This is a genomic window from Planctomycetota bacterium, from assembly GCA_026387035.1.
Classification (GTDB): domain Bacteria; phylum Planctomycetota; class Phycisphaerae; order FEN-1346; family FEN-1346; genus JAPLMM01.
In genome coordinates, this window is the sequence record JAPLMM010000080.1 from 1 (window position 1) to 12,501 (window position 12,501).

At 63.9% G+C, this 12,501-nt stretch carries 10 protein-coding genes; 2 read left to right on the forward strand and 8 right to left on the reverse strand.

What is annotated here, in order from left to right:
• The 7 genes from NTX40_02685 to NTX40_02715 form a co-directional block, all read right to left on the reverse strand.
• Positions 1-1,473: glycosyl hydrolase (locus NTX40_02685; GenBank protein ID MCX5647994.1), on the reverse strand; the 1,473-nt coding region annotated here is incomplete at its 3' end.
• 205 nt (positions 1,474-1,678) lie between these two features.
• A complete protein-coding gene (locus NTX40_02690) occupies positions 1,679-1,903 on the reverse strand; it encodes a hypothetical protein (GenBank protein MCX5647995.1) in 225 nt (74 codons plus the stop codon).
• Between the two features lie 340 nt (positions 1,904-2,243).
• Complete coding sequence (locus NTX40_02695) at positions 2,244-3,977, reverse strand: hypothetical protein (GenBank protein ID MCX5647996.1); 1,734 nt, start codon at positions 3,975-3,977, stop codon at positions 2,244-2,246.
• A gap of 193 nt (positions 3,978-4,170) precedes the next feature.
• Positions 4,171-4,998 (reverse strand): hypothetical protein, encoded by an 828-nt coding sequence (locus NTX40_02700; protein ID MCX5647997.1) that lies wholly within the window; start codon positions 4,996-4,998, stop codon positions 4,171-4,173.
• Between the two features lie 30 nt (positions 4,999-5,028).
• Positions 5,029-6,180 (reverse strand): hypothetical protein, encoded by a 1,152-nt coding sequence (locus tag NTX40_02705; protein ID MCX5647998.1) that lies wholly within the window; start codon positions 6,178-6,180, stop codon positions 5,029-5,031.
• Positions 6,181-6,197: 17 nt separating this feature from the next.
• Positions 6,198-7,247, reverse strand: coding sequence for an L-rhamnose/proton symporter RhaT (gene rhaT / locus NTX40_02710; protein ID MCX5647999.1), 1,050 nt, complete (start codon positions 7,245-7,247; stop codon positions 6,198-6,200).
• Between the two features lie 156 nt (positions 7,248-7,403).
• Positions 7,404-8,777 (reverse strand): mechanosensitive ion channel family protein, encoded by a 1,374-nt coding sequence (locus NTX40_02715; protein MCX5648000.1) that lies wholly within the window; start codon positions 8,775-8,777, stop codon positions 7,404-7,406.
• A 313-nt stretch (positions 8,778-9,090) separates the two neighbouring features.
• On the opposite strand from NTX40_02715, the gene NTX40_02720 reads away from it, so the two are divergent.
• Both NTX40_02720 and NTX40_02725 read left to right on the forward strand, forming a co-directional pair.
• Positions 9,091-9,480: an ACT domain-containing protein gene (locus tag NTX40_02720; GenBank protein MCX5648001.1), complete on the forward strand. Its 390-nt coding sequence runs from the start codon at positions 9,091-9,093 to the stop codon at positions 9,478-9,480.
• Between the two features lie 417 nt (positions 9,481-9,897).
• On the forward strand, positions 9,898-11,949 hold the full coding sequence (locus tag NTX40_02725; GenBank protein MCX5648002.1) for an enterotoxin: 2,052 nt from the start codon (positions 9,898-9,900) through the stop codon (positions 11,947-11,949).
• Between the two features lie 84 nt (positions 11,950-12,033).
• Here NTX40_02725 and NTX40_02730 read toward each other — a convergent pair.
• Positions 12,034-12,501 (reverse strand): tetratricopeptide repeat protein (locus tag NTX40_02730; GenBank protein ID MCX5648003.1); only part of this gene is annotated, 468 nt, incomplete at its 5' end.

A 12,501-nucleotide genomic window follows, 5' to 3' on the forward strand; every position in this document is an offset into this window, starting at 1 on the left:
GTGCCGCCCGCCCGAAAGCAGCAGGCTCAGGCGGCTCGTGTAATCGGCGTACACGCGGTACAGCGGATAGCGCGGCTCGCAGCCGCCGTTGTAGAAGTAGGGCGGACAGTCGGTGTCGTACGGCGACTTCGGGTTGAACGAATGCGGGATCATGAAGTTCACGCCGCGCACCTGCATCTGGTCCGTCAGCCACTTCATCTGGAGGTACGTGATGCCCTGGCCGTACGCGCCGAACATCTCGCACATGGTGATGTCGTCGGCCTTCGCGTACATGTGCGTGACGGAACTGCCGAGTTTGGCCATCTGCCAGAGGCCCATCTTCTTCTGGCCGGGATAGAACTGCTGGCACACCAAGTCTATGCCGCCCATGTCGCTGTACTTCATCAGTTGGAACATGTTGCCGGCGCAGAGGTCGCGGCTCAGGTAGTCCCAGTTGTGCTCCATGAAGTGGCCCATCGAGATGACTTTGTGCGCGCGGCACCACTCGGACATGCCGCCGTAGAGGGTGCGGCCCCAGGCCTCGGCGAAGGCGTCCTGATATTGATATTTCGCTGCGGCCTGTTCGTCGCCGGCGAGGCGGAACTTCCAGGCCACGAAGGGCTTCTTCCAGTCGATCTTGCGCTCGGCCAGCATTTTCATGACTTCTGTGCCCCAGTCGCCCTGCGTCTCCGGCTCGTCGTAGAAATAGCCTTTGATGGTCTTGCCGAAGTCGTCCTTGAAGCGGTCGTAGTGCGGCTGATAGACAGTCTTGAGGAACCACTCGACGCAGTCCCGGCTGGCGCCGTCCACGGAGATCCACTTTTTCTGCATCCCCTTGGCCCCCGCAAACGCCCACGTGAACTTCATGATCTTCCACTTGCCGGCGGGGACGCCCCAAGTTAGCGTGCCGCCCTTGATGTTTCGTGCAAGGTCCACAAGCGAATCGCCATCGATGGCGCCGCCCTCGCCCTCCTTGCCGGCGACCGCCCCTATGAACCGCGGGCCGCCGAAGCCGTCGGCCACGTAGGTCTTCGGCCCGTCGACCGGGGCCGCATCCGCCACGAGGACCTTTGTGCCGTACTCCGGTGGCACCTTGCCGCCGAGCATCTGGCTCGGCCACCACTTCTCGTCGAAGATCCACATCGTCAGGTCGTGCTCCTTGGCGGCCTGGAGGCAGATGGCCAGGTCCTCGTACCACCGGGGACCGAGCCAGTCGTTGTGGGGGCGCGACTCGGCCGTGAACGTGCCGTTGTGTCCCTCGGCAACCTTCTCGAGGTACATCTCGAGCCGTTCGCGGCTCTCGGTGCCGTGGAGCCAGAACAGGGGCCCCGTCAGTCGGCGGGCCTCGATGGGCATCTCGACGAACTGCTTCTCAAGGACGGCGAAGTCGGGCTCCGCTGCTCCCGCAAGGGACTGCGGCGTGCCCGCCACGAGGGCGCAGCCGACCACCAGGACCGCACACCGCATCGTCCGCATCACCGACGATCTTCTCATGGCACTGCTCTCCTTAGCTTGTCCCCATGCGCCCGCCACGTCCCTGTTCCCTTTGGACCCCTTTGGGGGCGGGCCCGGAATAAGGTGGAACCGCCGCCCCGCCGCTATGGGTAACGTTCCCGCTACGGTTGCGGAGAGAGCCCGAAGGGCGACCGGAGCAACAGCAACCCGCGCGGCGACGGAACATCCGCCGCCTGTCTCGATTCTATCTCGCCTCGTCGGCCACCACCTCGTGGGCCTTGATGGGGATGCCGTGGTAATCGAGTTGCTTGGAGAAGAAGCCGAGTTCGGGCGGGTCGAGGCGGATGATGCCGGGCGCGGCCGGCGGGGCCGGGGCTGCCGCCGGGGCCGTGGGCGCCTCGGCCCCCAGGGCTGCCGCCACCGTCGCCAGAAGAACACTTCCGAGCAAGAGCAGTGTGCGTTGCATCATGGCATCGCCCCCCCGAGGCTTCACAGACCGTCCACGGTTATAACCCGGAGGGAGGGAGAAGGTAACGGTCGGATGGAGCGTCCCGGCAGTTCGCGCGGCGGCGCTCGCCAGGAACACCGCCACCACCCCTATCGTCATTCCTTGTCTCTTCATATCGGTCCCCTCTGCTGTTAGCAATCAGTTATCAGTTGTTAGTTGTCAGTTGTCAGTTGTCAGTTGTCAATTGTCAGTTGTCAGTTGTCAGTTGTCAGTTATCAGTGTCAAAGCTCCAACGGCGCGGATGAATTCGCGACGTGACGTGACACGGGGGAAGAGAGGGGTGAAGTTATATTTTTTTCCATCAGTGCTCTCTTTTCCCCACGGTATCCGTGGGCCCGGTGAATCCGGGACCTCCGGCGGCAACATAGCCATGGCTGGCACCAGACTTGTCGGGACTGACCCAGAAAGCGTAAAGTCCGCCGCTCTTCAGATGAAAACGGAACCGGACCGGCTTTCCAGCCACGGCTGATAGATCGGCCGAGCCCTTCCACGTGACCGCTGCCAGCGTCTTGTCGCACGAAACCGGCCCGCAATTCGCGACCGAGAAGGGCTCGATCGCCTTGCCGTCTTTGTCGAGCACCTCGGCCTTCAGTTCGCCATGCGGACAGTCAGCGTTGACGAAAAGGTGCTTTCCCTTGAACGTCACCGCCCGGGTGGTGAGCGTGCCGCCCGTGTCGCCCGCCTGCCCTGAGCCTGTCGAATGGGCCTGCATCGAGGCAAAGCCGTCGCGGCGCAGGATGGCCAGCCCGGCACTGCCGTTGCCATGTCCGCCGGTGGCGTCCCTGGCCCTCGCCGACACATAGAAGTGGAGCTTGTCGCCGACGACGAGACATCCGCCGCCCGCGGACTGAATGTTGCCGAAGTTCCACGCGCCGTCTGCCCAGCTTGCCGCGATGAATCGTTCGCGATGCGGGCGGTCCCAATGGAACCCGTCGCGGCTGAACCCGAGAAGGATGTCACAGCGTTTCTGCAGGCGTTCCCGCGCGACGGTGTCATTTTCCGGTCCGGTCCAGATGGCAAAGAAGCCGAGCATCAGACTCTCGTAGGGTGTGGCATCCAGATTGTACAGTTGCGGTTTGATGGTCCCGTACTCTTCAACCGGATTGCGCGGATCGAGATCGTCGGCATTGGTCCAGAACACCGACTCGCCCGCGGCCGCCAGCCCCTGGTTCGGCTGGATCTTCTCCACGAGTTTCCCGGGATTGCGATCTTCCATATAGGCGCGCGCGCGCCCGACATTTCCACCGTGAATCCGCTGGCTCAGACACCATACCTTGCGGAACGGGTTGTAGAATATGGTCGTCCGGTCGCCCCAGATCGGCTTGGAAGCGACAGGCCCGGACCAGTGGATGCCGTCGCGGCTGGTCCGGTAGGTATAGCGCCAGCCGCCCTGTTGCTCGGTGGCGAAGTACTTGAAGCGGGTGCCGGGATCTGCGGCCGCGTGATCGAGCCAGATGACGCTTGAATCATGCTGGCTTATGTCCAGGATCAGGTTGGATCCGTCCAGCTCCTTGCGCCGGCCATCGATGTCCTGCAAGGCAGGCTTCTCCCAGTGGATGCCGTCCTTGCTGACGGCGTAACCGAACCAGTGTGTTATCCATCCCTCGTTGCCGACGGCATACCACATCTTGAATAAGTTGTCCGCGGGGTCGTGCCAGACCCCGCCGCTGTACGGAAAAGCCACATTACTCCTACCCTTGGTCTCCCAGGGCTTCTCGGGCTTGAGCACCGGATTCTCCGCATGGTATTCCGCGGAATGGAAGGTTCTCTTGAGCGTCGTCTCCTGGATCAGGAAGTCATCGACGAAGAGTTGCCGTCCCACATCGATCGGAATAACCTCCGGTTTGTCTTTCAGATACGGAACCGGCATCGGTTCGCGGGGTAGGCCACTTCGTTTCGGAGGCCACTCGTCCGGCAGCACGATCCCGTTGTACAGGATCTCGCCAGCGCGTGCCATGCCGCTGAAAGCCAACAGCGCCAGCAGAACCGCCACCCATCCGCTCACGCGACACGTTGTTGCAATCGCTTTACTCATGGTATCTGTCGCTCCTTTATCACACATATTCTTGCCTTGTTTAGTAACGATGGATGCACAGAAACAAAATCCCGTCAGAACTTCAACGTAATTTCTGTCAATTCTTATTGCCGCATGAATCAACCGACATTTCCCATATGACCGACGGCCCACGACCATCGTGGACCATTCCGTCTTATTGGCCATCTTTGTATCATATTCCGGCATGCGAACAACCCTTTTTTTCACTCCTGACCGGGATTTCCGACTCGTCGTAAAAGTAGCCCTTGATCGTCTTGCCGAAATCCTCCTTGAAGTGGTCGTAATGCGGTTGATAGACGGTGCGGATGTACCAGTCGACGGCGTCCTTGCTGGCGCCGTCGACGAGCCGCCGACCGCCGCTGTACTTCCACGTGAACTTCATGACCTTCCACTTGCCCGCGGGGACGTTCCACGTGAGCGTGCCGTCCTTGATCCGCCCGGAGAGGTCCACGAGGCTCGCTCCGTCGAGGCCGCCTTCAATTTCCTTGCCGGCGACGGCCGCGATGACCTGCGGCCCGCCGAAGCCGGCGTCGGTGAACGCCTTCGGCCCCTCGACGGCGGTGGCCACGGCCTCCATGGTCTTACAGCCGAACTCGGGCGGCACCTTGCCGCCGACCTCGCCGCTCGGCCACCACTTCTCATCGAAGATCCACATCGTCAGGTCGTGCTTCTTGGCGGCCTGGAGGCAGATGGCCAGGTCCTCGTACCACCGGGGCCCGAGCCAGTCGTTGTGCGGGCGCGACTCGGCCGTGAACGTGCCGTTGTGTCCCTCGGCGACCTTCTCGAGGTACATCTCGAGCCGTTCGCGGCTCTCGGTGCCGTGAAGCCAGAACAGGGGCCCCGTCAGTCGGCGGGCCTCCATAGGCATCTCGACGAACTGTTTCTCGAGGGCGGCGAGATCCGCCTCCCCCGCCTGGGCCTGTCCCGCGCACGCGCCGAGGGCGCAGCCGACCACCAGGACCGCACACCGCATCGCCCGCATCACAAACGATCTTCTCATGGCACTGCTCTCCCTCATCCCCGTCAGGGCTCAGTACTTGCCGAACTCGTAAGCCGCATCGAACATCGCCAGGACGTTCTCGGGGGGCACGTCGCCCTGGATGTTGTGGACGTTGTTGAACACGTAGCCGCCGCCCGGCTTGAAGGCCTCCAGGTTGCGGCGGACGTGCTCGCGGACCTCCTGGGGGGAGGCGCGCGGCAGGACGTGCTGGGCGTCGATGGCCCCGCCCCAGAACACCAGGCGGTCGCCGAACTCGGCCTTCAGGCGCGCAGGGTCCATCCCCTTCGCCGAGATCTGGACGGGGTTCAGAATGTCGATGCCGTTGTCCAGGAGGTCCGGCAGATATTCCATGACCGAGCCGCACGTGTGGTACCAGATTTTGGCCTTCGTCCGCGACCGGATGTACCGGACCAGCCGCTTCTGCCGCGGCTTGATGATCTCGCGGTAAAGGCGCGGCGCAAAGAGCGGCCCGTTCTGTCCGGCCAGGTCGTCGCCGATCATGATGACGTCCACGACGTCGGCCGCCTCGTCCAGGAATAGCCGGAACCAGTCGAGCCAGAACCCGAGCGTGCGGTCGATGACGGCCTCAAGGACCTGCGGCTGCGTCATCATGTCGATGAAGAGGTTCTCCAGGCCCCGCATGTACCAGCAGATCTCGTAGACGACGCCCGAGATGCCGCTGATGACGGCGTAGGGCGTCTCGTTCCGCAACCGGAGGGCCCGGTCGCGCAGACCCTCAAAACGGGTGGGGTCGTCGCCCTTCGGAAATGGGTAGGCCCGAATCTCGTCGAGCGAGAGTCCCGCCAGGGGCGAATGGGAGACGTCGAAGTAGAACGGCTCGTCGTCGGGCATCGACCACGTGACGCCGAACTCGTCGGTGAAATCGTGCCACACCCGCCCGCCGCGCTCGCGCCGGACCACGCCGCCCGCGAAACTCTTCGCGCCCCCGGCCGCGACGTACCGCGTGTCCACGTGCAGCCGCTCCAGGACCCGTTCCGACGGCTGGGCCAGTTGCTGCACCAGGTCCATGATGACGATTTTCTCATCGAGACCCAGCCGGTCGATCAACTTGCGGTAAGCGACCTTGTGGATGCCCGTCTGGTTGCCGCCGAGGTCGATGGGAACGCGGTCCGGCTCGCGGTGGTCGAGGGCCGCCAGGACCCGCTCCCTGGACGTTGTCATGGTCCTGCCTCCGGAGGTCACTTGAGCGAGGCCACGAAGTTGCCGACGCCCACCACGACGGTCGAGGCGATCAGCACGAGAATTCCGAGGATGATGAGCGCGTGGGTGCGCACGCTCGAGCCCTTCCACTCGCGGAAGTAGATGCCCCACAGGTTGCTGAAGACGATGATGAAAGCCATGTGGATCGTCCAACTGGAGAAATCGTACTTGCCCATCCGGGTGGTGCCCATGCCGTAGAAGAAGAACTGGAGGTACCAGGTCACGCCCGCGAGGGCCGCAAAGAGGTAGTTGGCGAGGAGCGGCACGCCGCCGCGGACGTAGTCGCCGCCCGTCCGGTTGCGGATGTTCAGCACGACGCACCAGACGCAGTTCGTCGTAAAACCGCCGGCCAGCGTGATGACCAGGACCGGGAAGTTCTTGAACAGGTCGGGCGCGCCCGAGGCGACGGCATGGTCCGCGATGGGCTTGCCCGCGGCAAACGCGAAGGCCATGCACGAACTCATCACGCCGGCGAACACCGCGACCCAGAGCCCCTTGACGAAACTGAACTCCGAGACGGCGGCCTTCTTCTGCTCGGCCGAGAGTTCCCCCTCCTTGCGCATGCCCGCCCGGCCGCACAGCGCGATGCCGGCCAGGCACACCAGGATGCCGACCAGCGTGATCTGGCCCGAGAGACTTGTCGCGAGGCCGACGAACTCGGAGTTGAAGATCGGCGGGAGGATCGTCCCGAACGTGGCGCAAAACCCCAGGGCCACCGCATAGCCCAGCGACATCCCCAGGTACCGCATCGACAGACCGAACGTCAGACCCCCCACGCCCCACAGGACGCCGAACAGGTAACACAGCAGCAGATTCTTCGGGGGGGCCGAACGCAACACATTCACCAGGTCCGGGCACAGCAACAGCCCCACCACCCACGGGGCGATGATCCAACTGAAGAACCCGCCCACGAGCCAGTAACTCTCCCAGGCCCAGCCCTTCACCTTCTTGAACGGGATGTAGAAACTGCCCGCCGCGAAGCCGCCGAGAGCATGCAGGATGATGCCCAACAGGGGGGTTGCGTTCATCGCAGTCCTTTCTCCATGCCGGTCCCCACGGTGGGTTCGCCGCCCCGCTTGCTTGCCACGCCGAAGCCTATGGCGAAGGCGGGCGGGGCGCTGGCCGTTTGCAGCGCGGGGCAAGCCCCGCGGCGAACCCGCCGCGCAAAACTTATGTACCCCCGCTTAGCCTTTGGCCTCAGGGCGATTGGTTTCGGCGCGTCCGGCCAGCGCCCGGGCGATGTCGCCTTCGAAGTACACCGTGCGCGTCGGAAACGCGATCGCCAGACCCAACTGCTCCAGCGCCCGCATAATCGCCAGGTTCACCCGCTCGCGCGCCTCGAGGTGCCCCGCGTAATCCGTCGCCTTCGTGAAATACACGACGCGGATGTCGAGGCTCGAGGCGCCGAAGTCCTCGAACCGCACGATCACTCCCTCAGGGTCCACGCCCTCGTCGCCTTCGAGGATCCGGCGGATGGCGGCGACGGCCTGCTGCATCTGGTCGGCCGTCGTCTCGTACGTCACGCCGACCGACTGGAACACGCGGCGATTCGGGCGACGGGTCCAGTTGTCAATCCCCGAGTCGGCCACGTGCTTGTTCGGGATCGCAACGAGCGTCGCGTCGAACGTCCGGATGCGCGTCGAGCGGAAACCGATCTGTTCGACCGTCCCGGTCACGTCGCCGATCTTGACCGTATCGCCGACGGCGAACGGGCGGTCGAGGAAAATGAACACCGACCCGAAAAAGTTCGCGAGCGAGTCCTGAAGCGCCAGGGCCACCGCCAGACCGCCGATCCCCAGGCCCGCCAGGAGGCTCGAGACGCTGTAGCCCAAAAGTTGCACCACCCACACGCCGCACACCACCCCGATCGTCACCTTCAGGGCCTTGCGCACCAGCGGCACAAGTTGGTCGTCGAGTTTTGATTGGGTGCGTTTGGCCATCCGCGAGAGGTATTCGACCGCGACGTCCACGACGCGGAAAAGGAACCAGACCACGTCGGCCGCGAGAAACACCTTCAGGGCGCCATAAGCGAAATCGCGGACGTTCGGCTCGGTCGGCAGGCGAAGCGACGCCACGGCCAAGCCCAAACCGCCCAGCAGTAGCAGGCAGCCGATCGGCTTCGAGGCCGCCTCCGCCAGCAGATGGTCGAACTCCAGATGCGTCCGCTTCAGCAGCGGAATGACCTTCTTCTCCATCACGAAGTCGGAGACCTTCTTGGCGACCAGCCCCAGGAAGATGAAGAGAAACGCGGCGAAAAATTGCCACACCGCCACCCCGAACATCTCTTTCGAAGCCCACCCGCCCAGGTGCTCCTCGAAGAACCGGGCGATGCTCTGTTCGAGTTTCCGAGCGGCGTCGGATGGCTTTTCGCCGGGCGCGGCTGCGCCATCGCCCGTCGTCGCCGCGGGCGGCCCAGCCGTCACGGCCTCGGACGCAGCCGAATCGGGCGCCGGCCCCGCCGAGGCGGCCGGCGCAAACCACCCGACCGCCAACGCCGTCAGAAGAATCGCCGGCCATCGCGCCCCGGATCCACGGAAAACAGAACCGCCGGTTGCCATCCGATCGTCTCCTCCGCTGGGCGGTGCTCCGGCCTTAGGTTACACGAGGCCCCGCCGGGATGCAAGCGCGGGCCCCGGCTACTTCTTCACCGCAAAGAACGCAAAGAGCGCAAAGAAAAACGAGAACAGGGGAACGGCAAACAGCATGCGTTGCGCGACCATGGGAGCGGCGATGCTCCCCGACTTCAAACACAGCCCTGTTTGGCTTCTTGGTTTTGCTTTTGTTCCCCTATCTTCCCTTTGCGTTCTTGGCGTCCTTTGCGGTTATGTTATAATGAAAGCGTCCCACCGTGCGGACAAAAGGAGGATACCCGTGGAAAAAGCGAAGCAACTGAGCGTCACCATGGAAAACGTTCCCGGCCAGTTGGAGCGGCTCTGCCGGGTGCTGGCCCAGGCGAAGGTCAACATCCGCGGCCTGTCGGTCGCCGACGCGACGGACCTCGCGACGATCCGCCTCCTCGTCAGCGACCCGGTGGCGGCCCAAAAGGCCCTCCGGGAGGCCGGGTTAGCCTGTTCGACGCAGGACGTGCTGGTGCTGGTACTCGACGACAAGCCGGGTGCGCTCGAGGCCGTCGCCGCCAGGCTCGGCGCCGCCCGCGTGAACATTCATTACATCTACGGCAGCGGCGACAGCGGAAAGAACAAAGGGATTCTCATCCTGAAGGTGGACGACGTGGACCTCGCCCGCCAGACGCTGGCCTGAAATGGCGAAGCGCGCCCGAACGCAAAAGTGAAGGGCTCCGCGCGGCCGTGGTCGGGAAGTTCCTCGAACGAGGCGCGCCGCACCAGATCACGCGCGGCGGCCGAACGAAACCCCTCGTCCCCCCCGCCGTCGACACCGTCGCCCGGTTGTACGCTTAGCCCAAAAACGGTCCAGGACCCTTTTTCCGGGCTGTTATGCAGGTTATCTGACTCGCGAGGCCCTCCGCTTGAACTTTCCGAGAAGCTTCTGGAAAACGTGCTTGACACAACGGCGCCGAGGGCAGTATGCCGAGGGCGGTATGTTGCACTCTGAGATCGAGTTTGGATGTTCCACGCCGGGTACGTTGCCCGGCGTGCAGAGCATCCGGATTCTCAAAAGGGCCTGAACGGTTACAAATTCCGCTCGTAGGAATACCTCATGAGAATCGCGTTGTTCCTGATGCTGTGGATTGCCGTCGCGGTGAATGCGGCTTCGGCATTGGACTACCCCGGGGTAACGCCAGGCCAATCGCACGGTTCCCGGGAGGCATCATGCCTGCTTCTGGCCAATCAGGCCATGGAGGCGTCGTGGAAAGTCGAGGAAGATCGCGTGACGGCCGTGACGGTCAGCAATCGCCAGACGGGACAGACACTGATCCTCGCCTCCGGCCACATGCCGCAAATCGTACTTGACGAAGGCCAAGTGATTGATCTGTCGAGGCTGAAACCGACCACCCCGTTGGCATTGCAGACCATCCAGGCCGACGCGAGCCTGGTCCGCAAGGAAGCCGCCCATGGCGGCCGGTGCATCACAGCGTCGTTCCAGGACCCGACATCCGGAATACGAGCCGACTGGTCCGTTCAACTGCGCGACGAATCGAATTACGTCATCGAATCGCTCGACCTGACTTCGGACAGGGCCGTACGCATTCGGGAGTTGGTCTTCGCGGACGCCACGGTCCGGGATGCCCGATCCGTGGGGGAGGTGGACGGTTCGGTCGTTCTGTGCGGCGATATCTTCCTGGCGGTCGAGCATCCTCTGGCTGTGAACAAGGTCGGCGCGGCCTCAAGAGTGCGCTGTGCCCTGCCGCGAGGCAATGTGCTCCAGCCTGGACAGACGTGTCGCTATACGTTGGTGATCGGCGTCGTCCCGCCGAACCAACTGCGCCGCGGGTTCCTGTACTACCTCGAACGGCGCCGGGCGCATCCGTATCGGCCGTTCCTGCATTACAACAGCTGGTACCACCTCAACATCGGTCGGCCAAACAACCACATGACCGAAGCCGAGTGTCTGGCGACGATCGAGAACATAGGCCGCGAGATGGTCTGCACGCGGGGCGTAAAGCTGGATGCGTTCGTCTGGGACGACGGCTGGGACGACTTCGACTCGCTATGGGGCTTCCACAAGGACTTTCCCAACGGCTTCGAAAAACTCAAGGACGCTGGCGCCCAATACGGTGCGGCCCAGGGTGTGTGGATGTCGCCGTGGGGCGGGTACGGCGGCCCGAAGGAGAAACGGATCGCCTACGGCAAGTCGCAAGGCTATGAGACGAACCGCAGCGGGTTCTCCATGGCCGGCGCGAAGTATGGCAAGGCATTCTCCGATGTCTGCCTGCGGATGATGCGGGAGCATGGAGTGGTCTTCTTCAAGTTCGACGGCATGGGCTCGGCCAACAGCACCGGCGCGACGGGCGAGATGGGAGATGACGTCGATGCCGTCCTCGTATTGACGCAGGTTCTGCGGCGCGAGAATCCCGCCCTGTTCATCAGCGCCACGACCGGCACCTGGGCCAGCCCGTTCTGGGTCTGCTATGCCGATTCGATCTGGCGGCAGGGCGGCGATACGGGTTTCCATGGGGCAGGCGACGACCGGCAGAGGTGGATCACCTACCGCGACATGTTCTGCTACCGGTGCATCGTGCAGATGGGGCCGCTGTACCCGCTCAACTCGCTAATGCTTCATGGCCCGTGCATCGGCGAGCGGGCCAATCCGTCAAAGATGCCGCGCGGCGAGAAGTCCGTCGCCGATGAGATATGGACCTTCTTCGGTTCCGGCACAAACCTGCAGGAACTGTATATCAGCCCGCACCTGTTGACGGAGAAGATGTGGGATGAACTGGCCGCGGCGGCGAAATGGTCGCGGGCCAACGCCGATGTGCTGGTCGACACCCACTGGATCGGCGGCGATCCGGGCAAGGGCGAGGTGTACGGCTGGGCGGCCTGGCAACCGCGCAAAGGCATCGTGGTTCTGCGCAATCCTTCCGACAAACCTCAGTCGTACGCGCTGGAGTTGGCGCATGACTTGGAGCTCCCGGATGAGCACCTGACAGACTACGCGCTGAAGCCATCCCGCACGAACCAGCGGCTCGGCACGCTTCGCGCCGCATCGGTTGAGCCGCTTGACATCGAGTTGCAGCCTTTCGAGGTGTTGGTCTTCGAGGCGACCGCGGTTCCCTCGGGCAGGAAGTACGACGCCAAGGCCTATCGGTAGAAGCGCGCCGCGCCGGATCACGCGCGGCGGCCGAACGAAACCCCTCGTCCCCCCCGCCGTCGACGCCATCGCCCGGCTCTACGCCTAAGGCCTTGCCGCGTCGGTGGAACCGGCGGCGCGGCTGACGCGGACGGCCCCTTCGTGGGCCGCAACGTCCCGGTCGCCGGTAAGTTCCTGAACCTTCCTGTAGAGTTCGAGCGCCGCCTGCAACTCGCCGGCGCACTCCGACACGGCCGCCAGGTCGAACAGAAGGTTCGCATCGTCGGGGGTCGTCTTGAGGGCATCCTTGAAGTGTCCGACGGCCGCCGCGTACTCGCCCCGGCGAGCAGCCTCCAGGCCTTTCGCGCCGCTCGGACCCGGCGCCGGGCGAAGCGGAATGCGGGCCGTCACCTCCCCCGGCGCCAGCATGCCGACGAATTCCTTCACACACGCATCGAGGAGTTCGCGAACGACCGTTTCAGCCGCCGGCACGTTGGCGGGATCGTCCGGGCGGTTCAGGCCGAGCGGCCCCCGCGTCCGCGGATCGTCGGTCGAACGGTAAGACCGGCGCGT